The sequence below is a fragment of the Halosegnis sp. genome (genome assembly GCF_042216475.1).
Taxonomy (GTDB): Archaea; Halobacteriota; Halobacteria; order Halobacteriales; family Haloarculaceae; genus Halosegnis.
On record NZ_JBDGTV010000023.1, the window covers coordinates 1 to 26,855 of the forward strand.

The following is a 26,855-nucleotide window of genomic DNA, read 5'->3' on the forward strand; positions in this document are numbered from 1 at the left end:
TGCTCGTCATCCCCGCCGCGTCCGGACTGGCCATCGACCGGCCGCTGGACGCCAGTAGGACGGTCGTCTACAAGGAGGCACAGTTCTACATGCTGTCCGTCTCGACGCTCGTCATCACGCTCGCGCTGGCCGTCATCTACTATCCCGTCGGCGGCGGGCCGGCGCTCGAGGGGGCGGTCACCCGGCCGCTGGCGCTCATCCCGCTGCTCCTGTACGGCCTGTATCTCTTCATCCAGTGGCAGGACGTGGGCGATCATGAGCCGGCCGCCGGCGGCGCGACGGTTGATATCCGCCGCGCGTGGGGCCGGCTGGCGGTCGGTCTGCTGCTCATCCTCGTCGCCGTCGAGTTGCTCGTGGGCGCGGTCAAGGGACTGACGGCGACGTTCGGAGTCCCGGAGTTTCTGGCGGGCGCGACGTTGCTGGCGGCGGCGACAAGCTTGCCCGACGCCCTGGTCAGCGTCAAAGCCGCCCGAGCATCAGGCGGCGCGACCAGCCTGGGGAACGTGCTCGGCTCGAACACGTTCGACCTGCTGGTAGCGATTCCCGTCGGCGTCCTCATCGCGGGGAAGGCGCCGGTGGCGTTCGCGACCGCCGCCCCGATGCTGGGCGTGTTGACGCTGGCGACAATCCTCCTGTTCACACTCCTGCGGACGGATCTCACGCTCACCACCTGGGAGGCGTACGCCCTGCTGGGGGCGTACCTGCTGTTCGTCGTGTTGGTGACCGCCGAGACGGCAGGGACGGTCAGCCTCATCCGGGGGTAAGCTGAGCCACGCTGTGCCCAACCGAGCCGGCCCGCGCTACAGGTGGCTGACGGGGCGACGGTCGTTGGCGTCTGGCACTACCTTTTTCCGGCTGCTCGGCCGACTGCCAGCACCGTATGGGCTCGCTCCCCGGACCGCTCGGCGATGTCGACCTCTCGCGTCGCGATCGGCTCATCGTCTACTACATAGGTGGCATCGTTGGGCTGGTCGCAGCGTTCACACTCACATACAACATCGCACTGGCGGAACTCGAGGGCGTCGACCAATCGCTGTTCGCCTCCTTCGAGTTCGTCGTCCAGACGATGACGACCACCGGTTACGGCCAGGATTCGGATCTGTGGAGTCACCCGTTGATGTTCCTGTTTGTGGCAGGCACCCAAATTTCGGGCATCGCACTCGGCTTCTTCACCCTCCGGCTCATCATCATCCCGCTGTTCACCGACGCCGAGGTCAACCTCGACGACCGGCTCACACCCAAACGCGATCACGTCATCATCTGCGAGTACAGTCGTGACTCGGCGGTGCTGCTGGAGGAGCTGGCCGAACTTGGCCTCGAGTACGTGCTCGTCGTCTCGTCGGAAGAAGACGCCCGCAGACTGTCGGACGCCGGCTACTCGGCCATCCACGGCTCCCCGCAGGACGCCAGTGCCTTCGAGCGGGCAAGTATCGACACCGCCCGGGCAGTCATCACAGACGCTGGCCAGGCTAACGTAAACACGATTCTGACGGTACGGTCGCTCAGGCCAGACATCGACGTCATCGCGCTGACGGACGACAGTGACCTCCGGGACGTCCTTGAGGCGACCGGGGCTGACAGCGTGCTGTCACCACACGGTGTGCTCGGCCACCGGCTCGCGGAGAAGGCGGTGACGTCCTTCAGCGCCGAACTAACCGACACCGTCGAGCTGGGCTCGGATATCGAGGTGACGGAAATCCCCGTCCACCAGGAGAGCCAGCTGGTCGGCCGCCGTATTCGCGACTCGCGGATTCGCGAGCGGACCGGGGCGAACATCATCGGCGCGTGGATTGACGGGGAGCTGCAGTTGCCGCCGGACCCGAGCGCGGTCATCCGGCCGAACACGGTCCTGCTGGTGTCGGGCGGCCACGAGGCGCTCACCGAGGTCAGTGACTTCGTGCGGCCACCCCGGAGCATGCGCCGGCACGACCGCATCATCATCGCGGGGATGGGCGAGGTTGGCCGGGCCGCCCATGCGACCGTCACCGAGGCTGGTATCAAGACGGTCACCATCGACCGCGAGCCCGGGCCGGACATCGACGTCGTCGGCGACGCGGGTTCACGGGCGACGCTTCAGGAAGCGGGCATCGATGAGGCGGAGGCGATTATCATCGGGCTGCCGGACGACTCAGCCAGCCTGCTGACGACGGTGCTCGCACGGTCGCTGGACGAGGATATTGAGATACTGACCCGGGTGACTGACACCGACGCCACGCGGAAGGCACTGAACGCGGGCGCCGACTACGTGCTCTCGGTGCCGCGGGTGAGCGCCCGGATGGTTGCCCGGGAGCTACGCGGCGAGGACGTGCTCGCGCCGGCCAGCCAGATTCGGATCCTGCGCGTTTCGGCGGCCCCGTTCGCCGGCCGGACGCTCGCCAACTCCGGCATCTACGAGGCAACCGGCTGTCGTGTCATCGCCGTCGGCGACGAGACGGGCCTCTCCGACACACCTGATCCACAGCAAGAGTTCACCGGCGACGAGCAGTTGGTCATCGTCGGTAGCGACGAAGCCGTCCAGCGATTCCTCAAACAGTTCGACGTGGCACAGGACGTCGCTGCCGGCCCAACGGAAGCTGTCACGGGCGACGGTGACCGCTGACTCGAGGCGGCGGCGCCACCGCCAGCCCGCATTCCCGATCCGCTCCCCAGGAGCGCTGGCCGCCCAGGCCCGACTGGCTCAGGGAGTCGACGGCTGACCCGCGTGTCGCCGGGCTGGGCCACCGACCTACTCGTCGGTGTCGGCCGTCGCTGGGTCCTCCCGGGCTGGGTCGTGTGTCTGGAACCACTCGGCGAGCGTCTCCAGCCGGTGAATCGCCCGGTCTGGCGCGCCGATATTGTGGTGTTCGTCCTGATAGACGACGAGCCGAGCGGGGACCCCCTGCTTGCGGAGCGAGACGTACAGCTGTTCGGCCTGGCTAGGCGGACACCGCCAGTCGTTGGCGCCGGCCGTCACGAGCGTGGGCGTGTCTACCTGGCCGACATCGTCGATGGAGGACGCCGAGTCGTACCCGTCGGGGTTCTCCCACGGCAGGCCGTAGTCGGCCTCCCACCAGTTGTGAGAGTCGTCGGTACCGAAACACGAGCGAGCGTCGTAAATCCCGTGTTCGGGTGCCGCCGCGGCGAACCGGTCGGTCGTGGTGATGAGATAGGCCGTGTTGACACCGCCCTGAGAGAAGCCGGTGACGAACAGCCGGTCGGGATCAGCGTAGCCGCGGTCGACGGCCGCGTCCGTCGCCGCCAGCAGGTCCGTCACCTCCAGTGAGTTCCACGCCCCCCGCAGTGCCTCACAGAACGCCCGGCCGTAGGAGGTGGAGCCGCGGTAGTTGACCTGCCAGACGACGTAGCCGCGAGTGGTCCAGAAGAGCTCCTGGAAGCCCCAGTCGGGCCGGTCGTAGGCCATCGGCCCGCCGTGAATATCCAGAATCATCGGCCGAGGGTCGTCCGTGTCGGGGTCGAAGTCCGGTGGGTGGTAGACGATGCTCTCGACGGCCACCGGCGCGTCGTCAGTGTTGTCAGCGCCGTCGACGGTGACTGTCTCGCGCCGGCAGGCCGGCTGCTCGTAGCCCTCGAGCAGGCCAGGATTGAGGTCGGTTAGCCGGGTTCGCGGGTCTGTCTCGGTCGCGTCCAGCTCGGCGATCGGGAACGCGTGGATATCGGTGCCGGCTGCCGGCCGGGAACACACGCAGGCGACCTGTCCACCGCCGATGTCGAACCCTTGGATGTCCTCGAAGGCACCACTCACGGCGAAGGTGCGGGCGGGCGGCGCCGTCACGTCCAGCCTGGCGAACCGTGTCCGCCCCTCGTCGCCGATGAGGACCGCCAGCGACGAGTCGTCGAGCCATCGTGGCGCTCCGCTCCATGCGACCGTCCGGTCGAGCCCCTCGGTGACGACCTGGTGGGTGCCAGCAGCGGGATCGGCGACGCGGACCGCGGTCGGCCGGTACCAGTTCTCGGGGTCGCGAGTCACGACGGCGATCCGCTGCCCGTCAGGACTCCACGTCGGCCCCCCGACGGTGAGAGTCCCGTCGGTCACACGCCGGCGGTCGGTGCCGTCGGGGGCGATGGTGTACAGATCCTGTGCAGTCGTGTCGTCGGGGTCCTCGTCTGGGGCGGGCTCGTAGCCGCGGAATGCGATGCGGTCGCCGGGGCCCCACGCGGGCTGCAGCCCGTCGCCGGCATTCGGCGGAAACCCGGTCGCATCCAGCCGCTCGCAGGCCCGGCTCGCCACGTCGTACACGAACAGGTACGACTGGACCTCATCGAGCCAGCCTGTCCCGTCGGCCTTGTGCTGGAGCCGTTCGATTTCAATGGGCCCGTCGTCGCGCACCTGCTCGAGATACGCCATCTCATCCTCGTCCGGATCGCGAGCCGCGACGACAATGCGGTCCCCGTCGGGGCCCCAGTCGAAGTCTGCGACACCCTCGTCGCGGTCAGTCACCTGGCGGGCGTCCCCGCCCAGCGCCAGATCGTACACCCACACCTGGGATTTGGGCTCGTCGCTGTCGTCGGTCGCGTCGGCAGCGGTATCATCATCGTCATCGGAGGGCTCGTCGTCGGCCTCGGCTGCGTCGTCCTCGGCCGGTTCGTCGCGTCCCACCGCCAGTTCGACGTCCTGTTCGCGCGCCATCAGCACCCCTAACTGGTCGCCGTTCGGGCCCCAGACAAGCCCGCTTGCATCGGCGACCCGCGTTAGCCGGTGTGGGTCCCGACTCCCGTCGGTCGGGACGACGAACACAGACCGCCGGCGGGTCTCGTCGTCGGGAGCGGACTCGACGGCGACATAGGCGACACGGTCACCGGTCGGCGAGACGGCAACCTCGGCGACGCTCGTCAGATCGTAGAAGGCCTCGGCTGGCAGTGACGCTGACATACCGAAGGCCGGGTGTGGCCGGGTCTTAAGCGACAGGGAGAGGGCGACGCCCTGACCGTCATCTAACGAGCGAGTCGCGGCCCGCCCTGACGCAACGCAGCATACGGCCAGTCGAGATGGCCTGTCAGTCGACCCGTTTGGTGTACTCGACCTGCTTGTTCGTGTAGCCGCGAGCCTCGTAGACGCGCCGGGCGGGGGTATTCTCCCACTCGGCCTCGACAGTGATGAAATCATAGTCTTCGGTGGCTGCGACGGTCTCCGCATGCTCGAGCAGCGCCGTCGCGTGGCCCTCCCGTCGGTACGGCTCTTTCACGTACAGGTCGATCAGCGCCAGATAGCGACCCTGCACCCGGGTCGGGCGCTCACCACACTCGGCCGACAGATACGCTTTGCAGGTGCCGTCCTCCTCGAGGAGGAAGTCGTATCGCTCGTCGTCGGTCAACAGGTCTGCAAAGCCGGCTTTCGCCACGGCCAGTGCGTCGTCGGTCAACTCGTTCAGCGGGGAGTGTGCTTCCATCTCCTTGGCCAGTGGGTACCAGAATTCCTCGGCGATCAGGTCGGCGTCGGTTGGGTCGGCGTCGCGAATCATTGGTGGTAGTCGGTATCGGTGTCGGTACCCGGGAGCTGAACGGGCATACTCGATGTGGTCTGCTGTGCCAGCCGGCCGCTACGCGGATTGGTGGCAGCGAGTCGCCGCTGGCCCGTGGCGAGCATGACCGAATCCGTGAGCTGGGTGAGAGTCGCGACAACGGGGAGCTGGGCTGGCGGTCCGACGGGCAGCCTCATACTTCTACCCCGGTCTGGACCACTCGATATAGCTGCCCGTCGTAGCGAATGTAGCGACTGTCGTTCGGCACCTGTGGAACGTCGTGGAGCCGGTCGAGGACCGCCCGGAACGCCGCCGAGCCCTGGCCAGCCTCGCGATACCCCTTCGCAGAGGCGATTGCCGCCGTGAGTATCTCCCGGTGTGCTGTCGGGAGGACCGCCGTCGAAATCTGTTCGACATACTCGCGGGCGATGTATCGGCGGGCGGCAGCCCGGTCGGCAGCGACGCGTGTGCGTTCGTAGCGGACATCCTGCTCGACGACGGTCTCGGTCCCCTGCGGGTCGAGCCGGAGCGTATCCGCCTCGTAGGCGACGAAGACCGGCTCGTCGGCGGTGAGTATCCAAGAGTCGGGCGGTGCTCGCTGAGCAACCCTGTAGGTGAACGTGCCCTGAAACGGCGTGCCATGGGTCCGGTACTCCTCGGTGAGGCCCTGGTTCACAATTGCCTGGTCGACGGTCGACAGCTCACTGAACGGGCGCGCGGTGGCGCGCGATTCCTCGAGCACCGCAATCCGAAGCCGATAGACATCGACCGACCGGGTGGCGGTGACCTGTTGTGAGATGCGAGCGATTCCATCCTCGTAGGCGACGAGATACGGCGGATGCAGCGGGAGCTGGTCGTACCGTCTGATATCCGAGACGGCGACGGCATCGGTCGTCGCAAGCTGGTCGATGACCCGATGGGCCGCCCCCTCGAAGGACGACGGAGCCCGGACGGCACGCTCGACGATCGCGGACAGCGATGTCTGGACGAGATTCAACCCTACCCAGCCGTCCGTCGGCGAGTGTGGCGTCGGCTGTGGTGTCGGGTCGTCGGTTGGCGTCGCGGAGCTGACGGGCGTCGCACCCCGAGCGTCACGCCGGGTCGCCAGACACCCGCCCAGCGCCCCGCTCAGAAGCGTTCCGACACTGGCGAGGAAGCTGCGTCGTGGCCGCGACATACCGCTACCTCGGGTGACCACACAAAAGAGACAACGAAGGGTCAAATGAGCGTTGAACCAGCGTATCCGTGTCCGCACACAGCAATGTGAGGGGACCCCTGTTTCCGTCGTTGCAGGCTGGCAGCTGGGGAGCGCCTCCGTGAGGCCCACCTATCGGGGACGCTCGGTGCCGGCGGGACCGAATCTGCGGGCCCGTGTGTATCTGTGGCACACTGAAGCAACGACTTTCAGCGTGGCCGTCTCTCGTTCGGTGTGTTCCCCGAAGTGATCGAGACCGACCGGCTCCGGCTCGAGCGGTTCGACGCGGCTGTCGACCCGACCACATTCTACGCCGTCGCCGGTGCCGGGCAGTCGGATACGGTGGTAGCGGAAACGGAGTACGTGACCTGGAGCCCTCACGCGCATCTGAAGGAGAGTGCCGACGTCATCGAGCAGTTCCGCGATGGGTGGACCGACCACGAGACGGCCACCTACGCGGTCATTCCTCGCGAGGGCGAGGAGGGGGCCGGCACGCTCGCCGGCAACACGGGGCTAGGAATCGAGTGGAACCACCGGCGCGGGCTCCCGGGCATCTGGCTGCGTAAGCCGTTCTGGGGGCGGCGCTACTCCGGCGAGCGGGCAGGCGCGCTGGCAGCACTTGCATTCGAGCGGCTCGACCTCGAGGTGCTCGCCGTCGACGTGCTGGTGGGCAACGAGCAGTCACAGCGGGCCGTCGACCGCTACATCGACCGACTCGGCGGCCGACGCACCGGCCGGCTCCGCAACCAGGTCACCACAGCGGACGACACCGTCCACGACGTGATTCGCTGGTCGGTCACGCGTGAGGAGTACCGAGAGGCCGCCCCCAATCAGGAACCCACGTTCCAGGAGACACTCGACGAGAGTCGGCTGACGACCGAGTAGCGGGCCGAGCTGTCGGTCGGATTGGGCGGCCAAGATGCGTAGGAGCGCCGGTAGGCAGGCTGGTGGCCCGAGCCCCGAGCCGCACCTTGCGCCCCACATCGGCGGGTACCCTTGTACGCGCCGGACGGTATTTGGCCACGCCGCCGCTACAGGCTGTATCGCATGTGGGAGCCCGCATCCGGAGCAGGGGGGCCTGAATGACACCGCCGACACGCCGACGTGTCCTCGCTGGGCTCGCCGGACTAGTAGGAACAGCCGGCTGTAGCGACACGGCCGGCGAGGCCGACACCCCCGCGGAGACTGCCACGGCTGCCCCCGTGCCGACGACCCGAGCGACTGCGGCCCGGCGCGTCCGGCCGGTCGTCACCTTCGACGGCCCAGGACCGGTGAACCTCGCGGTGGGGACATCGGGTGCCATCTATCTCGCGATGAGTTTCGCCGGGACAGTCCGGCGGCTGCCCCCCGGCAAGCAGACGGCGACCACCCGCTCGGCGGCCGTGACCGACCGTCTGGCAAGGCTGCCCGCTGGCGACGGCGGTGTCTACGCACTGGCGGTCCACGATGGCCGCGTGTACGCCGCGCTCAACTCGCACGAGATGTCGACGCACGGCATCTGGACAGTGCCGACGGCCGGAGGCACGCCGCAGCGGCTGGCGGCGGTGTCGCCCGAGCGGCGGCTCCGCGGGCTCGTGGCCGACCCCGACCACGAGCGCCTGCTCGTGAGCGACGCCCGGAAGGGCGCTATCCTGACCGTCAGGCTCGCCGACGGGACGGTCACCCCATGGCTCACCCACCGCCGACTCGCGGCCGAAAGGCGGGGGCCGATGGGGCTGGCGCTGGCCGGCGACGACCTCTCTGTGACCCACTCCGACAACAGTCAGTTGCTCGAAACGACCGTCCAGCCTACCGGTACCGCCATCGCCCCGACCGTCCGGGTGGAGGCCCGGGTGGGGCTGTCGGGAGCATCAGGGGTGGCTGTCGACGGCACGGACGCATACATCGCCGCGACGGGACTCAACCGACTCGTCGGTATCGACGGGGGCGGCCGTCTGCGAACGATTGCGACCACTGCAGACGGGCTGAACGTACCGACTGACGTCGCTCTCGGGGCCGACGGCGACGCGTTGTTCGTGACGAACTTCGGATTCAAGCCGCTGGTCGGGCTGACGGGCGAGCGGAGTCTGTTGCGCGTCCCGCTGTAGGCGGCCGTGGAAGGTCCACCGTGCCGGCGAGTTGGGCGTCGACCTGCACCACTATACTGGTTGCCGGCGACCGAAAAGTATGAGCGACCCGTTCGGACGGGCGATCCGCGACCACTACCGCGGCGAGCGGACGCAGCCACTCTGGCAGGTGGACGGCGCGGACCGGCTGGAGCACCCGATCGAGCGCTTCTACTTCGGTGAGCGCGATCCCGACGACGCGTGGACCGCATGGTTCGAATCACACTTCGCGGGCCCGCATCTCGATATGGGAGCCGGTGCGGGCAGGGATGCACTCTACTATCAGGCGCAGTTCGAGACAGTTGCTATCGAGGCGAGCGACGCGCTGGTGACGGTACTGCGCGAGCGGGGAGTCTCCGACGCGCGCTGGGCAGATATGTTCGACCTGCGGGCGACGTTCCCGCCCGACCGGTTCCGGTCGGCACAGGCGTACGGTACGCAACTGCAGCTTGCCTGTGACGACGCTCAGCTGATGACATTCCTCGAGGACCTTGCGGTCGTGACCACGGCCGACGCCACGGCTATTCTGGACGCGTACGACCCAACCCGAGACTCCGCGGCGGAGCTACTCGGCTATCGCTCGACGCCCGCGGATGGCGTCGCCTACCGTGTGTTCCACTTCGAATACGAGGAAGCGGTCGGCGAGACGCTCCTGTTCCGGTTGGTGTCGCCCGCTCGGCTCCGGGCGGTGTGTACCGAGACGCCGTGGTCGGTCGAGACGGTCAGATACGATTCCGAACATCACTACCACGCCGTGCTCAAGAAGGCGTAGGCGGTCTGGGCTACTTTTCGGCGATGTCGACCACGTCGAAGAGGTTCTCGTCGTCGGTCTCGAGTCGGTCGCCAAGCTCCGTGAGTGTGGCCTGCAGTTCGTCCCGGCGGTCGACGAGTTCGGCGTACTTGGTGCTCTCTTCGCGGGCGGCTGCCGACGTCTCCGTCTCGAGCGTCGCCAGCTTCTGGCTCACCGCGTACAGCTCCGACATCTGGTCATCGTACGTGTCGACCTGGAGCAGGCGGTCGACCGTGGCCTGGAGTGTCTCCTGGTCGACTGGCTTCGAGAGGTAGTCGTCGAACGGCATGTCGACGATGTCGAAGTCGGGGTCGACGGCCGTGACCATCAACACACGGCAGTCGTAGTCTGCCTCGCGGATCTCCTCGAGCACCTCGCCGCCGGACATCCCCGGCATGTGTCGGTCCAGCAGCACGAGGTCGATCCCGTCGTCCATCATCGCGAGGCCGTCGGCGCCGCTGGTGGCGTACTCCACCTCGTATCCGTCGCGGAGCCAAATCTGAAACGCCTGACAGACGCGTTCTTCGTCGTCGAGGGCCAGAATCCGCGGCCGCTCGTCATCGCCTGCTGCGTCGTCTGTGGCGTCGGTCATTGAGTAGTAACTTCGAACCCAGCACCTGAATATTCTTCCGCCCGTGCATCGATGCGCCAGCCGTGGGCCTCGACGATCTCGGCGACGATATTCAGCCCGAGGCCCGTGTTATCGTCACCGGTGGTGTAGCCGTACTCGAACAGCCGTTCGGCGTCGGCGTCGCCGAAGCCGGGGCCATCATCGGCGACGTAGAAGCCGGAGCTGTCAGCGAGGTCGCCGACAGTGACGGTAACCGTGGGGCCGGCGTGTTCGACGGCGTTCCGGAACAGGTTCTCGAAGAGTGTCTGAAGCCGCTCCGGGTCGGCCGTGACCGACGAGAGCGCCTCCAGCTGGAGTGACGCGTCGACCGTCGCGACGGTCTCCCAGGCAGCCGTCGCGATCGCGCGAGTGTCGACGGGCTCGGTCTCGCCGACGACTTGACCCTGTTTGGCCAGCACCAGCACGTCTTCGATGAGCGCGTCCATTCGGTCGAACAGATCGTCCAGTTCCTCAAGGGCCGTCTCGTCGCCCGCACGGGCGACTGCTGCCGTTGCACGAGCTGTGTTGATTGGATCACGCAGGTCGTGGCTGACGATACTGGCGAACTGCTCGAGACGCTTGCGCTGCTGTTCGCGTTCGGCCTCGCGGGCAGCTCGTGTCAGCGCCGACTCGGCGTTGGCGGCCAGCAGTTGCGCCAGCGTGTAGGTACGGTCGTCCAGCGCCTGGCGCTCGGTCGTGGAGACGAGCAGGCAGCCATGCTCCGAGAGCGGGAAGATGTACTCTGAGCCGATGGGACCGCTCGGGCGGAACACCGGTGTCTCCTCGTCGGTATCGTCCGGGGCGACGTCCCTCTCGGCGATGTACCGCTGTGGCTCGCCCGTCTGGTAGGCCGCCCACGCGAGCGACCCTTCGCCCAGTGCGGGCACCTCGTCGAACACCTCGTTGACGGCCTCCGTGTGGGCAGCTGGCTGGAGTCGGTCGCTTGCCTCGTCGTAGAAGAACATGGAGACGATTGGGAACTCGAGGGTGTCCTTCGCCGCCTCGACGACCGTCTCGGCGATGGCGTACCGGTCCTGAATCTGCATAAGCTCCTGAGCCAGCTCCTGTAGCGTGACCAGATTCGCCTCGTGGGCGAGCCGGCCAGAGATATCCCGCATGATGCCCGAAAAGACGCGCTGGCCGTCGTACTCGTGTTCCTCGAAGGTGATCGAGAGACTGACTTCGTGGCCGTCCTTGTGCTGGGCCGGGAGTTCGATATCGTTCCAGTCTAGGGTCCGCTCGTTCGTCGTGAGATACGTGCTCAACGCGTCGAAGTGCGCATCGTGGAACCGATCGGGCATGATCGTCGTCAGGTCCTCGCCGATCAGCTCGTCAGGAGTGTAGCCGAAGATGCGCTCGACAGACCGGTTCGCGTAGAGAATTGTGCTGTCTTTGTCGATAGAGATGATTGCGTCCGACCCGTTTTCGACGAGCGAGCGAAAGAACTCCGTGTTCTGGAGGCTCGTATCCAGCGGCTCGCTTGGCTGGGGTGGGTCGTCCGGCGGGCCAGACGATGCCATATCCTATCGCAGGTGACACACGTTCATATAATGCGTGGCTCACGGCCCCACACACCCGGTCACCCGGCCCTCGACTGTCCTATGTTAGGGCAACTCACTGGTGGTCCATCCCGCCACGCGACGGTCATCAGGCCTGCGTGAGTTCGGCGAGCACCACCGTCCGGCCATCGTTTTCGAAGCGGAGCCGGCCGCCCAGCGCCTCAGCCACGTAGTGGGCGACCCACAACCCCAAGCCAGAGCTGTGGTCCACCTGCGAGATGTCCAGACTCCCGGTGACGACGTTCTGCTCCCGGGTCGGCACACCTGGGCCAGTGTCGGTCACTCTGACGGTGACTGTCGTATCGTCGTGACCGGCCTGTACGGTCACCGGCGCCGCCCCGTGGACGACGGCGTTCTCGACGAGTTCGCGGACGGCTCGGGTGAGATACGTGCGGCCCACGACCCGCAGGTCGGAGGGCAGGTCCGTCGTGATCGATACGTCCGGGTGGTCTGCCCGCACCGTCGCAACGGCGTCGTCGATCACCGCCTGGAGCGGACCGGTCGTTCTGTCGGGGGTCGTGGAGACAGTGCGGATGAACGAACTCGTATCGCTCAGCGTCTCCAGGGCCGTCGCCGCCGCGCAGATACTCGCCGCCAGCTGGTAGGTCGTCTCGTCGGTCGCAGTGGCCGCAAGCTGGCGGGCGTTCCCCCCGATGACAGTGAGTTCGTTGCGGAGGTTGTGTCGCAACACGCGGTGCAGCATCTCCAGCCGACGGCGCTGCTCCGTCTCGTCGGTGATATCGACGTACAGCTGGAACTGCCGGATCTCGGTGCCAACGCGGAACGGCACCGTCCGAACACTGAACATCCGGCGGCCGGCGGTCGTCTGCAGCTCCATCCGCCGCTCGCTCGGCCCGGTTCCCCCAAGTGCAACCGCGTCGTCAGCCGCCTCGGTCGGTGACTGGACGACATCTGTCAGTGGCTCGCCCGTGACGTCCTCGTCATCGACGAACAGCTCCGCGAACCGGGCGTTGGTGCGGGCGATAACCGCCGTATCATCACCATCGACGATCTCGACGGCCGGACTCGGGAGGTCGTCGAACAGGTACTGGAAGCGGTTCCGCTGCCGCTCGAGGTCGGTCCGCATCTCAGCCAGCGCGGAGATATCGCGGACGATACCGACGACGCCCTCTTCGGGCGCGTCAGGCGTGATTGGGGACACCAGAATCTCGACCGGCACGCCCAGGTTCGTCACATTGGGGGTGGCCTCGACGGTGACGGTCCCGTCAGTAGTCTGGAGCCGGTCGACAATCGACTCGACGAAGCCACGGCTGGCGAAGTCGAGGACATGCCGGCCGATGATTTCGTCGCGGTCGTGGCCCCACCGCGTGGCAAGTGCCTCGGTCGCGAGGGTGAGATAGCCGTCGCCGTCCAGCGCGAATGCCATCTCGTCGGTCCGTTCGAGCGCGGTCTGATATCGCTGGAGTAGCGTCTCGCGGTCGGCCCGCTCGAGGGCTGCCGTCCCGATGACGGCGAGCAGTTCCAGCAGCTGCGTCGAGACATCATCGAAGCTGCCAGACGTCGTCGCACCGACGGAGATGGTTCCCAGCTCACCCAGCGGCAGCGTCAGTGTCGATTGCACCTCTGGAAGCCCGATATCGACGTCGTGTGCGGCGACATCTGGCACCTCGACCGGCTCGCCACGCTGGAGTGCCTCACCCGGCAGTCCCTCGTCGAGGTCGTAGATTGGTCGCTCGGCCGGTGTGGTAGCTGTCGCGTCGCTGGCCGCCACCGGCTGCAGCGCATCATCAGCGACAAGCCGGACACAACAGTGCTGGTACCCGAGGGCTTCGACCACCGTGGTCACGACGACCGACGCGATATCGGTCGGTTCGGTGGTGGTGAACAGCGTCTCGGCCGTCTCCAAGAGCGCCCGGTAGCCGGCCTGTAGTTGCGTCGCTGCAGCAACCGGCGTACAGACGATCGTACAGCCGTCCGGACCGGGGTAGATGCGCGCAGTCATCCGCGTCCCGAGCGGCGGGACGTCAGTCTTGAACGTGACCACCGTCCCGGTCCTGACGGCCTCCTGCCAGTGGCTGCCGAGGGCAGACTCGGTGGCAGCGTCGGCTGGCCCGTCGGCGGCGTCCACCCGTGTCCCGAGGACCGGCTCGGTCGAGGCGAGCCCCAGGACGTGCCGGAGGAACGTCTTGCCAGGCCCATTCGCGTCGGTGACGGTCCCGTCGGCGTCGACGGCGACGACCGGATCCGTGATGTTGGCCAGCGTGGCGGTGCTGGTGTCGACCGGCGCCGTCACCTGATGGCTGCCCGCGTCTGGTTCGATCTCGGTCTCGGTAGTGGCGTCGGCCTCGGTGTCGGCCGACTCATGTCCGGCGGCGTCATGCTGCCGCTGTGGGTACCCGGCGACGGGACGGTCGATTAGGGCGTCGATCCGTGCGGCCAGTTCCTCACAGTCGGCCGTCGGCGAAACGACGTCCGCCTGCGGGCCGAGGAGCGTCGCCATCGCCGCCACCGGCGCGATATAGACGACAGGCTGGTTGGGAGCAACGCTGCTGACGGTGGCTGCGGCGTCGGCAGGCGTCGCAGCCGCACTGGCACAGTCGACGACCACACAGTCACAGGTGGCGGCGAGCGCGGCCGTCAGTTGTTCGGGCGCCGACAGTTCGGCGACGACGGAGAACGGAACGACGGACTGGAGCGTCTCGGCGAGCGGGCTGGTGGCCTTGCTCGCAACGAGGATAATCCGTCGATTACCGCTCCGAGCCATTGGCTACGCTACTGTGACCAGCGGCCATAACACTACTCCCGCAGCAGTTCCGCCGGCCGGCAGGCTGGCATTGTTGCCCCTGCCTAAGATTCACACCCGCCCGACGACAGATATCCGGGACGCCACCGGGCGAGGTCGTCAGGCGTCCGAGCCACGGATAGGGCATCATGCCGGCTCGATGCCGGTAATCTCGAAGCGTGCACCGTCGGCGTTGCTTTCGGTTACTCGGATTCGCCAGCCGTGGGCGTCGACGATATCCGCGACGATGGCAAGGCCGAAGCCCGTGCCGTCGTTCGTCGACGAGTAGCCACTCTCGAAGACAGTCTCGCAATCCTCGGGCGGGATGCCGAGGCCGTCGTCTGCGACGGCGAAGCCGCGGTCGATGGCCTCGACGGTGACGGTCACATCGGCGCCGCCGTGTTCGATGGCGTTCCGGAAGAGATTCTCGAGCAGTTGTCGAAGCCGGGAGGCATCAGCCCGAATCGTGGTGTCGACGGTCGCCTGGAGCGTCGCCTCCGCCGTCTGGACAGACCCCCACGCCAGTTCCACCTGGTCGCCGAGCGCGACTGCCTCCGGGTCGTCGATTGTATTGCCGGCCTTCAACAGGGCGAGCAGATCGTCGATGAGCGTCTCCATCCGTTCGAGCGCGTCGAAACAGCGGGCGAACTCCTCGGGGTCGCCAGTCTCTGTGCGAGTTCGAGCCGGCCATTCGCGACGCTCAGCGGGTTCCGGAGGTCGTGGCTGACGATGCTGGCGAACTGTTCGAGCCGGTCGTTCTGCCGCTGGAGTTCGTAGCTCACCCACCGACTCATTAACTCGACGAGTGTCGTCTCCCACTCGCCGAACTCGTTGGCCCGGGTGTCAGTGCCGTAGAAGCAGAAGGTGCCGTAGACGCCGTCGTTGTCGTACACCGGGGCGCCGAGGTAACAGGAGATGCCCCAGTCGGTGTACCCCGCCCGGTCAGTCTCGTCGGGGGCGTCGGCGGCGATGTCGCCCCAGGCGATGGTCTCAGTCCGACTCGCCACGACTTCACAGTTCGTCGCCGCCAGCGGGACGACATCGCCTGACTGGATGCTGTCGTCGTCCGCGTCGACGATCTCGAACCGGTACTCGTCGCCCATAATCTGGGACAACGAGCCGTACTCGGTCCCGAACTCTGCCCGGCCGAGTGCGAGCAGGCGGCTGACCTGATCGTCGAAACTGGCCCCGCGGTCGGCCGTCACGTCGTACATGTCCTTGAGAAGCTGTTCGCGATGCTCGAGTCGGTCGCGGGTCCGTCGCTGGGCGGTGATCTCGCGGAAGTACACCGAGAGGCCGGTCTCGTCGGGGAATGCCCGGACGTCGAACCACTCGTCGAGTGGGGCGAAGTACTCCTCGAACGAGACCGGCTCGCCTGTGTCGACAGCGTGGTGATACTGCTCGTAGAAGGTGGTGTCGACGGCGTCGGGAATCTCGTCCCACAGGTGGATCCGCTTGAACGTCGTCGCCTCGGGATCCCGCCCCATCGCCCGAGCGAGCAGGTGTGCACCCCGCTCGTTGACGTATGTAAGCCGCCAGTCGGTATCGACCGCAAAGAACCCGTCACCCATGCGGTCGAGGATAGCCCTCTGCTCGCGTTCGGCCGCCCGCCGGGCAGTAATGTCACGCCCCACTCCGACGAACACGACCGAGCTGTCGTTGGCGACCCGCCCAGCAGTGAACTCGTAGGGAATCTGCTCGCCGGCCGCGGTCTCGAGTGTCCCCTCGATGGTCGTCGTCCCGGTCTCGCGCAACTCGGCGGTCGCCGCAGCCAAGCGGTCGGTGTCCACGTCCGCAAAGAAGTCGGCTGGCGTCATCTCGGTTAAGTCGGTCTCGGTGTAGCCTGTGACCGCCGGGACGGCCTCGTTCCACCAGGTCAGTGTCCCCTCGGTGTCGAACGCGAAGAACAGATCCGGCAGCGCATCGAGAAGCGATTGGGCATCCTGCCCGGCGAAACCGTTCATTGGGTTAGGTTGGCGGCAGCCGGGCTTAGTCTTTCTTAATGTTCGACCCTTGGAAATCGAGGCGCTTCAATTTCTGAGCGTGTCACCTACTCGCGCCAGGCCGCCGCCGCTCGTGCTGAGGGCTTTTTCGAGTAGTTTGCTCGGTCGCCGAGCCCGGTGGAGCAGACTCTTGTGGTGGCGCGTGAAAGCGGTCGCATGGACGTGTCAGTTATCGGGAGCGGCTACGTCGGGACGACGGTCGCTGCCTGCTTTGCCGACCTCGGCCATCGGGTCGTCAACATCGATATCGACGAGGAGGTGGTGGCCACACTCGAGGCTGGCGAGCCACCAATCCACGAGGCGGGCTTGCCGGAGCTCGTCGCTACCCATGCCGGGCCCGACAGCACGGGCCGACTCCGCGCGACCACCGACTATGAGGCCCTCCTCGACACGGACGTGACGTTCCTCTGTCTGCCGACGCCACAACACGCGGACGGGAGTATCGATCTCTCGATTATGGAGGCAGGCGCCGAGCAGTTGGGCGCGACGCTTGCTGAGACGGGCGACTGGCACACAGTCGTCGTCAAGAGTACGGTCGTCCCCGGGTCGACGGCTGATGTCATCACACCGGCCATCGAAGAGGTCAGCGGGCGCACGGCCGGCACGGACTTCGGTATCGGAATGAACCCCGAGTTCCTCCGCGAGGGGACGGCTGTCGAGGACTTCCAGATCCCCGACAAGGTCGTCCTCGGCGCCGACGATGAGCGCGCACTCGCGGACATGCACACGGTGTTCGACCCGCTCGTCGACGCGGCCGACGCGCCGGTCGTGGAGACGGACACCCGCACCGCCGAGATGATCAAGTACGCCAACAACGGCTTCCTCGCGGCGAAGGTCAGCCTCATCAACGACATCGGGAACATCTGCAAGGAGTTCGATATCGACGCCTACGAGGTGGCCGACGCCATCGGCCTGGACGACCGCATCGGCGCGAAGTTTCTCCGGTCGGGGCTGGGGTGGGGCGGAAGTTGTTTTCCGAAAGATACAAACGCAATTATTCACGCAGCCACGGAGGCCGGCTACGAACCGGCGATGCTCAAGGCGGCCGTCGCGGTGAACGATCGCCAGCCGGAGCGGTTCCTCGGACTGCTCGATGAGCACGTCGGTGTTGCGGACAGGCGGGTCGCGGTCCTCGGGTTGGCTTTCAAGCCCGGGACGGACGACGTCCGCAACTCGCGGGCCATCCCCGTCATCGAGGGACTACAGGCGCGCGGCGCCGAGGTCGTCGCCTACGACCCGGTCGCGGTCGAGAACATGCGGTCGCACTTCCCGGACATCGAGTACGCCTCGAGCGCGGCCGCAGCCCTGGAGGGCGCCCACGCGGCGCTGGCGGTGACCGGCTGGGACGAGTTCGCCGCCCTCGACGCGGCGTTCGACACGATGGCGACGCCAGTGGTCATCGACGGTCGACGGATTATCGAGCGTCGCGAGGGACTCACCTACGAGGGATTGACCTGGTAGCAACGGGTTCGGTCGCCGATTCGAGCGCGTAGACAGACGAAGGCGTGGTCCGGGACGTGGAGCAGAGCATTGGATGTCCCCTACCCCACACAGGCCAAAACGCCCGATCTGCGGTTCTGAACGGACGACAGGAATTTATCAGGAGAGGCTAACGGTCGGGCGTGGGAAGGGGAACGGTTAGACCTTGACATCCTCCTCCGCGAGAACGCGGCGGACTCCCGAGCGGTGGGCGTTTCAGGTTCGCAGTCCAATCGACGGACTACCACACCTTTCGGGTACGGGGAGTCCCACAGCATCGGTGTGATGGACTGCTGGCGGTGCCAAGCCGCCGGTACCCCTATCCTCGACCGTGTACGGCGTCCCGGTGTTGGTTTGGCCACGGGGACGCCAGCAGGCGTCAACAGAGTCGGGGGTATCGTCCGGTTCGCTTTGCGCAGTCGGCACGTCGGCACACCCTTCGAGGATATGTCGTTCACCGACTGGTCTTTCGGATACTGCCTCGTTACGTGGGCGGACAGGCCGCCTCCGACGGACGGGTCGGAATCCGCTCTGTTCCGACCGATTCCTACTCTTTGATAGGGTGGCCTGTCAGTTACACGTCACCGTCGGAAACTCACGATGGGCATTTGAACGGTGGGGCCGTTCCCAGAGTGACGGCGCGAATCCACGGCGTAAACGCCGTGGTATTGCGCCTATTCAGCCTATAATCCACATCGTTTCTCCCTTTCCACCGCCGTTACACGGTGCCCAGCCGTCGGTTCAGCACCACCCTCTCACCTGTCGAAGTCGCCGTCATCCTGCTCGTAGGTGACGGTCAGTCGGCCTGGCGTGGGCTCTTGGGCCGCATCGCGCAGTTGCTCGAACGCCGCGAGCAGGTCATCGGCGTCCTCGGTCCCGTCCCGGACGCTCCGAGATTCCTCTCGAATCGTATCGAACATTCGTTCCAGCACCCGGCGTGCCGCATAGGCATCGGTCCGCGAGTCAATCTCGAACGTCGCCTCGTGTGAGGACACACCGACGGTTGGGACGCCGGCTGCATAACTCCCCGTCACGGCCCGGAGTGGGGGAACACGTCGGCCGCAATCCAGTACTTGGCGAGCGAGCGTGCTTGGCTCCGTACAGCGCTGAGCCTGCCACAACGGCCATCGAGACCGCCGAGATGGCGACCCCAACCCAGCCGCGGACCGCGACGACATGCACCGACGGAGCGGCGACACGACATCGACCGAGATGCCAGGATTCGGCGTGCTCGCGGGGCTGTTCGGCGTGGCCGGGAGGTTCCTCCAGTGGCCGCGGAGCGGCTCGGAATCGGACGGCGAGCCACCCGCAGAGGGTGACCGGTGACCGTCGGACTCGTTCCCAGAAACCCGGAAGCCTGCCGCGACTCATCAAGTGGTGGCCGGCCAGCCCAACGGTATGGGCACGCGACTGACGCACATTCCGTTCGACATCGAGACGACCGGCTTCGAGACCAGCGCGCAGGTCACTGTCGTCGGCTTCGGGCTGCCGCTCGGCTGTCGTGTCTTCCTGAACGCAGACGGTCGCCCAGCTGACGGTGAGTCGCTGCAGGCCAGCCTCGCGGCCACGTTCGACCCGGCAATCAGGCTGAGCGTCCACGCGAGCGAGCCTGCCCTGCTCGAGGCCGTCGCGGCGTTCTGTGCAGACACGCTCGCCCCCCGTGAGTACCTGCTCGTTGCGTACAACGGCGAGCGGTTCCACGGCGGGTTCGACCTACCGTTCCTTCGGACGCGGTGTGCCCGGCAGGGCCGCGACTGGCCGTTCGACGGCATCCCGTACGCCGATATCCTCCCGCTCGTGCAGGACCGATTCAACACGACGGCGGCCGGCGAGGACCACGACGATCTCGTGGGTGCCTACGAGGAACTCGTGGGCGGGCCACTGTCGGCGCGCGATCCGTTCGCCGACAGCGGCGCGGCCGTCGACGCCTTCGCAGCCGGCGAGTTCCAGCCGCTGCTCGCGCACAATCTCGCGGATATCCGCCGGACGGGTGCACTCGCTGCGTTGGCCCGGCAGTACTGTGGTACCAGCGAGTTCTCGCTCCGGTCGCTGACACCTACCGCACGCGATCCAGACCTCTCATGACGTAGCGCCCGCCGGTCTGTTCACAGAGTACCAAGGCAGATGCCACGGGACTTGACCCCGAGGCAGTTTACGGCCGCGCCTGCCGGGGGGCGTACCGACGGCTCGGCCCCTCACCGCGGCTCTCGACGAGGTTGTACTGCTCGAGTTTCCGGAGATACGTCCGGACGGTCCGCTTCGTCTTGGGATCGGACACGCGGTCCGTGTACTGCGCGTACAGCTCCTTGGGCATCAGCGGCCCCGCTTCGAGCAGGATATCGTAGAGCAGTCGCTGGTCCTCGGTGAGCTTGTCGAGACTCCGTTGGCGGAGCGTGTCGCGAGCGGCGGGAATCGCCGTCCGGATGTGCGCGTCGGAGATGGTCGCGGCGCCGTCCCACTCGGCCTCCTGGGCGGCCTGTCGGAGGAACGTGATGGCGTCGCGGGCGTTACCGGCAGCGGCGTCCGCGAGATGGGCAAGCTGGTCTGGGTCGATGACGCCCGGCGCGAGTGCGGCCTCGACTCGCTCCTCGAGGATGGCGACGAGTTCGGCGTGGCTGTACTGGTCGAAGGAGACTCGCATTGCGCTGCGAAGCCGCGAGCGCACTCGCTCGTCGAGCGGGCCCAGGATATCCTGCTCGTCGTTGGCGATCAGAATCGTGGTGAGCGCGGGAATCGCCCACAGTTCGCGCAACAGCTCTTTGTCGGTGAGCTGGTCGGCCTCGTCGAGGACGACGACGTACGGCGTCTCCAGCTGTTCCAGCCGCGAGAGAAGTTCGTCGTGGGGCGTGTTCCGGTGGATATCGTGGGTCGGGCTAATGCCGTCGAGCAGGTCGAGCAGCACCCGGAAGCGGTTGGAGTGGTTCCAGCAGTCGACGTACTGGGTGCGGACATCGAGTGCCTGCTCGGCGAGCTTCGTGGTGGTGTAGCGTGCGAGACACGTCTTGCCCGCGCCAGATGGCCCCTCGATGATGACGTCACGCGGCGTGTCACCCTCAAGGACGGGCTGGAGGGCGTCCCGGAGGCGGTTCTTCTCCGCGTTCCGGTGGACGACATCGCCCGGCACCCAGTCGGCATCCAGCACGCGGGCGTCGTGGAGCATCGCTCGTGTCTGAGGGACGCGCCCACGCCTATAAGCGGAAGGGGCTCGTTTCCGGGTTTCCGGGTTTCCAGGTTCTGCGCTCACCGTCTGCCGCAATCGGTGCCGGGCTTCAGCAGTCGTGCTGCAGACAGCAGGATGCAGCCACCGAGAGTGCCCAGCGAGTGGGTGAATAGGAATATCGTGGGAAGGTTCTTATATTCACCCACACTACGCAAGTATATGCCCGAAGCGACGCTGGACGACCGTGGCCGGCTCACGCTCCCGAAAGAGCTTCGCGAGCGATACGGTGACCAGTATCGGATCATCGAACTTCACGACGGCATCAAGTTGGTTCCAATCGAGGATGATCCGCTTGAGGCACTTCGGGCTGAGTTCGCGGACATCGACAAGACGGCGGCAGACCTCCGTCAGGAGGGCCGCGACGCGGCGCTGGACGAGGCCGGCCGCTGAATGTACGCAGAAACGGATTTTCTGCTGGCGCTCATCAAAGACGACGATTGGCTTGGTGATGCCGCAGAGGCCGTCTATCGCGACTATCAGGACGACCTGTGGACATCACAGTTCACGCTCATCGAACTGCTCATGATCGCGTATCGTGAGGGCCGCGATACGGAGCGAGTCGTCACGAATGCGGCTGCACTGCTGGACGTGCGTGGTGATGTGGAGACAGTCGTGACAGCGGCAACCTATATCGAAGACCACGGGTTCACACCCTTTGACGCGCTCCATCTTGTCGAGTCCGACGGCGATACGATCGTCTCGAGCGACGACACGTACGACTCCTTTGCGCCACGACTGGAGTTGAGGGACAACGCTTGACATCCTCCCCGCCCTAACGGGCGAGGATTCCAACCTCGGAGAGAGGTGGTAGACTCCAAATCATAATATCCCAACTGCGGTCAGGATTCCTCCGCGTTCACGCGGAGGAGGATGTCAATCGAGGAACTCGCTCGTCAGTAACCGGGCCCTCAAACTATTTTTGTATGCATACGAGACGTATGCATATGAGTACCTCTATCCGCGTCTCAGACGAGACGAAAGAGAAGTTGGCGCGGCTGAAGCGTGAGGACGAGAGTTGGGACGAGTTCCTCGACCGATTGGCAAATGAGGGGGCAGGACTGCAGGCTGGCGCGTGGGAGGGAACCGGCAAAGCTGCGAAGGCACGCGACGCTCTCGAGCGCTCCCGAGAGAGCTTCCAGCAGTGACCTGTCTCGATTCGTCCGTTATCATCGATTATCTCGACGGTGTCGAAGACATTGTCGAGTTCGTCGATGCACAGCCGACCTTGGTCACGTCCAGCATCTGCATCTACGAAGTGCTCGCGGGGGAGGTGTTTGCAGCAGGTGAGACAGATCTCCTCAGCGCGCGTGAGAACTTCGGACGAGTCACTGCGGTCGATTTCTCCGAAGCGGTCGCGTTCGAAGCTGCTCGGCTGCAGAATCGACTACTCGAGGCTGGCACCCCGATGTCGCCACGTGATCTTATGATTGCGGCGACGGCCCGGTCTGAAGGGACAGAGCTAGCCGTTTCTGACGCCGACTTCGATACAGACGGCCTCCAGGACCACCTCTCTGTCCGTGTATTCGAGTAGTCTCGCCGGTGGCTACCCGAAGATGAGTCTCTGGCGACGATCTCCCTGTCGAAGTATCAGTTGAGCAGTTTCGAGAGGGTAGCGTGTAGGAGTTACCAGGAATACAGCAGTCCGACGCGTGCCTCGATCTCGTTCGAAATTCCAAGTGCAGTTGCTGGGTTCGGGTGTGTTACTCGTTCGCCGTTCTGGTCGAACCGCTCGGCGCGCTGGGTGTCGTCGGTAATCGTCCGGGGCGTGTCGTCGCACACTACTCGCCGGCAGCGTCACCAGCCGCAGACGCCGACGTCGGCAACGACCACTCGATAGCGAGCTCGCGGTCGCGGAACCGCGGGGTCGCGACCACCTCGAATGTCTCGTCGGCGGCCGCCGGCGTCGTCGGCGCCGCTGCCAGCAGCCGGGCGACGTCCGCCCGGGAGACGGCCCCCCAGAGCCGGGCGCCCGGCCGCGCGACTGAAACGGCATCCGTTCGGCCACCGTTCGTGAGAATTCCCGGCCGGAGGATGGTGTGTCGGATCGGCGCCGCCCTGATTGCCTGTTCGGCCTCCGCCTTCGCCGCCTGGATTGGCCCAATTGCGGCGTCGAACAGCGACCCTAGCCGACTCGCCGGGTCGTCGCCGACGCCGAGTGCCGACTCCATCACGAACGCGTCGATGCCGGCATCGGTCGCGGCCTCGAGCAGTCGGCGCGTGCCAGCGCCGTCGACGAACGGCCCCGACCGCGACATCACGACATCGGCCGCGCTCGATCCGACTGTGCTCACGACCGCATCGACATCGGCGATCGCCCGCGACAGGTCATCCGGCGCGAGGAGGTCATCGACCACCACCTCGTCGGCCCCGGCGCTCTGGAGCAGCGAGCGTTTGTCTGGTGACCGGGTGAGCGCTCTGACCGTCACCCGGGAGGAGAGGATTCGGAGGACCTCGCGACCGGTGCCACCGCTCGCCCCGGCGACCAGCACGGTCTCGACAGACTGAGGGTCGGCGCTCATACGGTCCAGTTGCGTGCCGGCCACTTACGAGTCGGGGCCAGGAACCTCGGTGCTGTCCAGCCGGCCATCGGCGACACGGAAACCCGGAAGCCCGCGGCAACCGGTTATGCGACCGACGCGTCTCGACTCGGCTATGTCGACACAGACCCACGAATCGACGCCGGCGCTTCCCTCGCTTTCGTCGGGGCTCACACTGCTCGAGTGTGACGAGGCGACGACCGGCGCGCTCCAATCGCTCGTCGTCGACCACGTGCTGACCGCCGGGACCCAGTCCGTCTGCTGGATCGACAGCGGTGGTGCAGCCCGCACGACGGTGCTCGCCCGCCTCGCGCCGAGTCCACGCGTACTCGATCGGATCGCCGTCGCTCGCGGGTTCACCGCCTACCAGCACTACAGGCTCGTCGAGCGACTGGTCGAGCGGGTCGCGACCGGGCCGGCCGAGCCGTCGCTTGTCGTCGTACCGGCCGTCGACGGCCAGTACCGCGGTGACGACCCGCAGGGACTCGACGCTCGCGGGATGCTCACCCGGAGTCTCGACCGGCTGGCCGCGCTCGCGTCGGCCCACGACCTGGCTGTCCTGCTGACACGGACGGCGGCCGACGGATTCAGCGAGCCGGTCGCCGACACGGCCGACCAGACCATCCGCTGTGCACAGACACAGTTTGGTCCGCGATTCACCGGCGATGACGTCGAGACGCTAGTGTATCCGGCCGCCGACGGCACGCTCCAGACGACGCTTGCCTTCTGGGCGGACGTTCTCGCGTCGCGGGTATCGGCGGCGGCCGGGTCGCCGACTGGCCCGGGACAGACGACGCCGCGCACGACGACGCCGCTTCAGGAGGTGTCCGACAGTGGGGCGCACTAATCCGACGTTCCGGGACCGGCTGGATGGTATCGAGCGGGCGTGGAGCGACTACCGTCGTGGACTTCGCGGCGCCGACCAGGAGCGGTTCGACCGGCTCTTCGAGGCGGCCCGCGGCCATGCCGACGCCGCCGGCTATCTGAACCACACCGAACCGCTGTTTCCGGTCCTCGTGTCGATACTGCTCGCCCACCGGCGGGAACTCGACCGGCTGCAGGCCCGCGTCGAGACGCTGGAAGCGGCCGTGGGCCACCGGGTCGACGGGACCGACGGCACACAGAGACGACTGTCACCCGCCACGCGACACACCGACCAGAGCGATGGTCCTGACGGTTGACTTCCACGACGAGTGCGTGCGGACGTGGCACGTCACCGACGCGAGTGCGACGGCCGAGCGGAACGACGGGTACACACCGACGCTGTTCGTCCACGGGCCCACGCAGACGACGCTCGCACAGCTCCGCGAGCACGTCGACTGGCAGCCGACTGTCGTCGACACGGCCGTCGAGTCACACCGGCCGGGATTCCGGTACGACGCGGAGCCGATGCTCCGAGTCGACGTGGCGAGTGTCGATGCCGTCACGCCGCTCGCGCGGCGCATCCGCAGTTGGGGAACGCCCGGCGAGTACCGGCTCTTCGACGTGGACCTCTCGCCGGAGTTCCGCTACTGTCTGGAGACTGGAACAGCGCCGACGCCGACGACGGACCGCGAGCTTCGTGTCTGCCGGCTGGAGGCCACCGAACCGGCCCTGGCGGCCGACGAACTCGCCGCATTGACGATCGACGGGAGCACTGTCGACGGGCCAGACGCGATTCTCGATGGGCTCACGGAACACCTTGCGACACATGATCCAGATGTCCTGGTGGTGAGCCATGCGGCACTCATCCCGCGCCTGTTCGAACTCGCCGACCGCTACAATCACGAGCAGTTCCAGCTCGGGCGGGCGCCAGGCTACCGACAGCGAGCGAGCCAGTCGACGTACACGAGCTACGGACGCGTGGGCCACTCGCCCGCCCGCTACTCTGTGCCGGGACGCGTGTTGATTAACGAGCAGGCGTCGTTCCTGTGGGGCGAGACGAACCTCGCCGGCTGTCTCGACCTCGCGGCGCGGTCGGGCAAGCCGCTCCAGGAGGTGGCGTGGGCGTCCATCGGTACCGTGCTCACGGCCCTCCAGATTCAGGAAGCCCACGCCCGCGACGTGCGCGTGCCGTGGAACTCGTGGCGCCACGAGCGGTTTAAGTCGATGCGGACGCTCCACGATGCCGACCGCGGCGGGTTCACCTTCGAACCGGCTGTCGGCGTCCACGAAGACGTCCACGAAATCGATTTCGCGTCGCTGTACCCGAACATCATGGTGACGCGCAACGTCAGCCCGGAGACCGTCCGGTGTGGCTGTCACGATACCGACGACGTGCCCGGCCTCGGCTACAGTCTCTGTCCGAATCGCGGCTACCTGCCGGATGTCCTGGAGCCGCTCGTCGCCGACAGACAGGCGATCAAGCGGGAGCTGGCTGACGACCCGCCGCCAGCTCGCGAGCGGGCGCTGCAGGGCCGAGCAGACGCAATCAAGTGGATTCTCGTCTCCTGTTTCGGCTATCAGGGGTTTGCGAACGCGAAGTTCGGCCGCATCGAGGCCCACGAGGCGATCAACGCGTTCGCCCGCGAGCTGCTGCTCGACGCCAAAGAGCGGCTGGAAGCCGGCGGCTGGCGCGTCATCCACGGCATCGTCGACTCACTATGGGTGACGCCCGCGAGCGCACGGCCGGAGCCAATCGAGCGCGTCTGTGCGGCGGTGACCGCCGCGACCGACATCCCGCTGGAACACGAGGCGAGCTACGACTGGATCGCGTTCGTCCCCCAGCAGGACAGCGACAGCGGTGCACTCACGAAGTACTTTGGCGCGGAGCGGGACAGTGACGCCTACAAGATTCGTGGCATCGAGTGTCGCCAGCGGAGTACCTGTGCGTTCGTCGAGCGCGTTCAGCGACAGCTCATCGAGGCGTTCGACACACACCGTGCGCCCGAGCCCGTCTGTGATCGGTTACAGCGCCCGCTCGCCCGGCTCGCCGAGGGTAAGGTGGACGCGACCGCGCTCACCCGGCGACAGCGCGTCTCGCAGCCGCGGGCCGCCTACGATGGACAGACCCGGACCGTCGCGGCGCTTGAGCGGGCCGCGGCGGCCGGCGTCGAGGTCCACCCCGGCGAGTCGGTCACGTTTCTTGTCGCCGACGATACGACCGGGACCCGTGACCGGGTCCGACTCGACTTCGAGGTCGAGCCGGACACCCCCTACGACGCCGGCTTCTACCG

At 66.6% G+C, this 26,855-nt stretch carries 28 protein-coding genes; 15 read left to right on the forward strand and 13 right to left on the reverse strand.

Going from position 1 to position 26,855, the window contains the following annotated elements; all coding sequences use genetic code 11:
* The coding region (locus tag ABEJ63_RS12775) for a sodium:calcium antiporter (protein ID WP_375796755.1) at positions 1-764 on the forward strand (764 nt) is incomplete at its 5' end.
* A gap of 116 nt (positions 765-880) precedes the next feature.
* Positions 881-2,599: an NAD-binding protein gene (locus tag ABEJ63_RS12780; RefSeq protein WP_375796756.1), complete on the forward strand. Its 1,719-nt coding sequence runs from the start codon at positions 881-883 to the stop codon at positions 2,597-2,599.
* A gap of 126 nt (positions 2,600-2,725) precedes the next feature.
* Here ABEJ63_RS12780 and ABEJ63_RS12785 read toward each other — a convergent pair whose 3' ends face one another.
* The 4 genes from ABEJ63_RS12785 to ABEJ63_RS12800 all read right to left on the reverse strand — a co-directional run bounded on the left by ABEJ63_RS12785 (position 2,726) and on the right by ABEJ63_RS12800 (position 6,636).
* The gene (locus tag ABEJ63_RS12785) at positions 2,726-4,870 is read right to left on the reverse strand and encodes a prolyl oligopeptidase family serine peptidase (RefSeq protein WP_375796757.1); all 2,145 of its coding nucleotides are present in this window, start codon (positions 4,868-4,870) and stop codon (positions 2,726-2,728) included.
* A 124-nt stretch (positions 4,871-4,994) separates the two neighbouring features.
* Positions 4,995-5,459: a GNAT family N-acetyltransferase gene (locus ABEJ63_RS12790; RefSeq protein ID WP_375796758.1), complete on the reverse strand. Its 465-nt coding sequence runs from the start codon at positions 5,457-5,459 to the stop codon at positions 4,995-4,997.
* The gene (locus ABEJ63_RS12795) at positions 5,456-5,656 is read right to left on the reverse strand and encodes a hypothetical protein (RefSeq protein ID WP_375796759.1); all 201 of its coding nucleotides are present in this window, start codon (positions 5,654-5,656) and stop codon (positions 5,456-5,458) included. Before ABEJ63_RS12795 ends, ABEJ63_RS12790 begins: the two co-directional genes overlap by 4 nt.
* Complete coding sequence (locus tag ABEJ63_RS12800) at positions 5,653-6,636, reverse strand: hypothetical protein (protein WP_375796760.1); 984 nt, start codon at positions 6,634-6,636, stop codon at positions 5,653-5,655. Before ABEJ63_RS12800 ends, ABEJ63_RS12795 begins: the two co-directional genes overlap by 4 nt.
* A gap of 252 nt (positions 6,637-6,888) precedes the next feature.
* On the opposite strand from ABEJ63_RS12800, the gene ABEJ63_RS12805 reads away from it, so the two are divergent.
* The 3 genes from ABEJ63_RS12805 to ABEJ63_RS12815 all read left to right on the forward strand — a co-directional run bounded on the left by ABEJ63_RS12805 (position 6,889) and on the right by ABEJ63_RS12815 (position 9,531).
* The gene (locus tag ABEJ63_RS12805; protein WP_375796761.1) at positions 6,889-7,539 is read left to right on the forward strand and encodes a GNAT family N-acetyltransferase; all 651 of its coding nucleotides are present in this window, start codon (positions 6,889-6,891) and stop codon (positions 7,537-7,539) included.
* Positions 7,540-7,736: 197 nt separating this feature from the next.
* On the forward strand, positions 7,737-8,741 hold the full coding sequence (locus tag ABEJ63_RS12810) for a hypothetical protein (RefSeq protein WP_375796762.1): 1,005 nt from the start codon (positions 7,737-7,739) through the stop codon (positions 8,739-8,741).
* A 79-nt stretch (positions 8,742-8,820) separates the two neighbouring features.
* Entirely contained in the window at positions 8,821-9,531 is a 711-nt protein-coding gene (locus tag ABEJ63_RS12815; protein ID WP_375796763.1) for a class I SAM-dependent methyltransferase, read from the forward strand.
* Positions 9,532-9,541: 10 nt separating this feature from the next.
* On the opposite strand, the gene ABEJ63_RS12820 is transcribed toward ABEJ63_RS12815, so the two are convergent.
* From ABEJ63_RS12820 to ABEJ63_RS12840, 5 genes are all read right to left on the reverse strand, one after another.
* Positions 9,542-10,141, reverse strand: coding sequence for a response regulator (locus ABEJ63_RS12820; RefSeq protein ID WP_375796764.1), 600 nt, complete (start codon positions 10,139-10,141; stop codon positions 9,542-9,544).
* On the reverse strand, positions 10,138-11,679 hold the full coding sequence (locus ABEJ63_RS12825) for a PAS domain S-box protein (RefSeq protein ID WP_375796765.1): 1,542 nt from the start codon (positions 11,677-11,679) through the stop codon (positions 10,138-10,140). The genes ABEJ63_RS12820 and ABEJ63_RS12825 overlap by 4 nt, the downstream gene beginning before the upstream one ends.
* Positions 11,680-11,806: 127 nt before the next feature.
* Positions 11,807-14,443, reverse strand: a complete 2,637-nt coding sequence (locus ABEJ63_RS12830; protein ID WP_375796766.1) for a PAS domain-containing protein — start codon at positions 14,441-14,443, stop codon at positions 11,807-11,809.
* 165 nt (positions 14,444-14,608) lie between these two features.
* The gene (locus ABEJ63_RS12835; protein WP_375796767.1) at positions 14,609-15,079 is read right to left on the reverse strand and encodes a sensor histidine kinase; all 471 of its coding nucleotides are present in this window, start codon (positions 15,077-15,079) and stop codon (positions 14,609-14,611) included.
* Entirely contained in the window at positions 15,043-16,425 is a 1,383-nt protein-coding gene (locus ABEJ63_RS12840) for a PAS domain-containing protein (RefSeq protein ID WP_375796768.1), read from the reverse strand. The genes ABEJ63_RS12835 and ABEJ63_RS12840 overlap by 37 nt, the downstream gene beginning before the upstream one ends.
* Before the next feature lie 195 nt (positions 16,426-16,620).
* Between ABEJ63_RS12840 and aglM the strand changes: the two genes are divergently transcribed.
* Positions 16,621-17,925: a UDP-glucose 6-dehydrogenase AglM gene (gene aglM / locus ABEJ63_RS12845; RefSeq protein WP_375796769.1), complete on the forward strand. Its 1,305-nt coding sequence runs from the start codon at positions 16,621-16,623 to the stop codon at positions 17,923-17,925.
* Between the two features lie 773 nt (positions 17,926-18,698).
* On the opposite strand, the gene ABEJ63_RS12850 is transcribed toward aglM, so the two are convergent.
* Entirely contained in the window at positions 18,699-18,938 is a 240-nt protein-coding gene (locus ABEJ63_RS12850) for a hypothetical protein (RefSeq protein WP_375796770.1), read from the reverse strand.
* A 181-nt stretch (positions 18,939-19,119) separates the two neighbouring features.
* On the opposite strand from ABEJ63_RS12850, the gene ABEJ63_RS12855 reads away from it, so the two are divergent.
* Positions 19,120-19,269, forward strand: coding sequence for a hypothetical protein (locus tag ABEJ63_RS12855; RefSeq protein WP_375796771.1), 150 nt, complete (start codon positions 19,120-19,122; stop codon positions 19,267-19,269).
* A 72-nt stretch (positions 19,270-19,341) separates the two neighbouring features.
* On the forward strand, positions 19,342-20,028 hold the full coding sequence (locus ABEJ63_RS12860; RefSeq protein WP_375796772.1) for a hypothetical protein: 687 nt from the start codon (positions 19,342-19,344) through the stop codon (positions 20,026-20,028).
* Between the two features lie 67 nt (positions 20,029-20,095).
* Here ABEJ63_RS12860 and ABEJ63_RS12865 read toward each other — a convergent pair whose 3' ends face one another.
* Entirely contained in the window at positions 20,096-21,103 is a 1,008-nt protein-coding gene (locus tag ABEJ63_RS12865; RefSeq protein WP_375796773.1) for a Cdc6/Cdc18 family protein, read from the reverse strand.
* Positions 21,104-21,322: 219 nt separating this feature from the next.
* Between ABEJ63_RS12865 and ABEJ63_RS12870 the strand changes: the two genes are divergently transcribed.
* The 4 genes from ABEJ63_RS12870 (at position 21,323) to ABEJ63_RS12885 (ending at position 22,694) form a co-directional block, all read left to right on the forward strand.
* The gene (locus tag ABEJ63_RS12870) at positions 21,323-21,553 is read left to right on the forward strand and encodes an AbrB/MazE/SpoVT family DNA-binding domain-containing protein (protein ID WP_375796774.1); all 231 of its coding nucleotides are present in this window, start codon (positions 21,323-21,325) and stop codon (positions 21,551-21,553) included.
* Positions 21,554-21,922, forward strand: a complete 369-nt coding sequence (locus ABEJ63_RS12875; protein ID WP_375796775.1) for a PIN domain-containing protein — start codon at positions 21,554-21,556, stop codon at positions 21,920-21,922.
* Positions 21,923-22,107: 185 nt separating this feature from the next.
* A complete protein-coding gene (locus ABEJ63_RS12880) occupies positions 22,108-22,308 on the forward strand; it encodes an antitoxin VapB family protein (RefSeq protein ID WP_375796776.1) in 201 nt (66 codons plus the stop codon).
* Complete coding sequence (locus ABEJ63_RS12885; protein ID WP_375796777.1) at positions 22,305-22,694, forward strand: type II toxin-antitoxin system VapC family toxin; 390 nt, start codon at positions 22,305-22,307, stop codon at positions 22,692-22,694. The genes ABEJ63_RS12880 and ABEJ63_RS12885 overlap by 4 nt, the downstream gene beginning before the upstream one ends.
* Before the next feature lie 92 nt (positions 22,695-22,786).
* On the opposite strand, the gene ABEJ63_RS12890 is transcribed toward ABEJ63_RS12885, so the two are convergent.
* Entirely contained in the window at positions 22,787-22,942 is a 156-nt protein-coding gene (locus tag ABEJ63_RS12890; protein ID WP_375796778.1) for a hypothetical protein, read from the reverse strand.
* A complete protein-coding gene (locus tag ABEJ63_RS12895; RefSeq protein WP_375796779.1) occupies positions 22,942-23,682 on the reverse strand; it encodes an NAD(P)-binding oxidoreductase in 741 nt (246 codons plus the stop codon). Before ABEJ63_RS12895 ends, ABEJ63_RS12890 begins: the two co-directional genes overlap by 1 nt.
* A gap of 133 nt (positions 23,683-23,815) precedes the next feature.
* Between ABEJ63_RS12895 and ABEJ63_RS12900 the strand changes: the two genes are divergently transcribed.
* From ABEJ63_RS12900 to ABEJ63_RS12910, 3 genes are all read left to right on the forward strand, one after another.
* Complete coding sequence (locus ABEJ63_RS12900; RefSeq protein ID WP_375796780.1) at positions 23,816-24,547, forward strand: hypothetical protein; 732 nt, start codon at positions 23,816-23,818, stop codon at positions 24,545-24,547.
* Positions 24,534-24,881 (forward strand): hypothetical protein, encoded by a 348-nt coding sequence (locus ABEJ63_RS12905; protein WP_375796781.1) that lies wholly within the window; start codon positions 24,534-24,536, stop codon positions 24,879-24,881. Before ABEJ63_RS12900 ends, ABEJ63_RS12905 begins: the two co-directional genes overlap by 14 nt.
* Positions 24,865-26,855: type B DNA-directed DNA polymerase (locus ABEJ63_RS12910; RefSeq protein ID WP_375796782.1), on the forward strand; the 1,991-nt coding region annotated here is incomplete at its 3' end. The genes ABEJ63_RS12905 and ABEJ63_RS12910, both read left to right, overlap by 17 nt.